Below are 656 nucleotides of genomic sequence, written 5' to 3' on the forward strand. Positions count from 1 at the left end.
CGGCGGCGCGCGCGGCCGGCAGGGAGCGGCGCCAGGCCTCGATCACCACCTCGTTGACGAACTGCCGGTCCAGCCACAGCCACAGCACCATGGGCGCGAGCGTGGGCAGCACCAGCACGCCCACTTGGTAGCCGTACACCAGCGCCTCGAGTTGCCACTGGGCGACCTTGAGCACGCGCACGTCGAGCTGCGCCGTCAGCACCACCTGCATCAGCAGGTGCATCACCAGGCTGAAGGCCTGCAGCGGCACGAGCAGCGCGAAGCCGGCCAGCGCGCGCCAGGTGCGCCCCGGGCCGCGCGCAGACAGCAGCAGGGCGAGGAAGATGGGCAGGCCGTAGGCATAGCGGCCGGGGTCGGATTCGACGGTGATCTCGACCAGGCGGTTGCCGGTCTGCGGCGTGGCGACCGCCACCGAGGTATCGACCTCGAATGCCCCGAGCCGCAGCCGCGTCTCTCGCACCCAGCCGGGGGCGGCGTGCTCCAGGACCGCGCCGGCCACCATGCCCACGGGGTACGAGGTCCAGGGCGAGACCCGGATCCACAGCAGGGTGAGCAGCACCACCCCGGCGAACAGGCCGAGGACGAAGATTTTCAGGCTGGCGGCGCGGCGCATGCGGTGCCGCGGATCACGCCGGCACGGCCGCAGGGGGAGGGCG

General features: G+C 72.7%; 1 protein-coding gene. It reads right to left on the bottom strand.

The genetic code is table 11. The features are described 5' to 3' along the window. Nucleotides 1–613, bottom strand: a 613-nt coding sequence (locus tag AC27IQ_RS26515) for an exosortase H-associated membrane protein (protein ID WP_487091446.1), incomplete at its 3' end; no start/stop codon positions are given. Between the last annotated feature and the right edge of the window lie 43 nt (nucleotides 614–656).

The organism is Acidovorax sp. KPB24-07 (assembly GCF_057543315.1).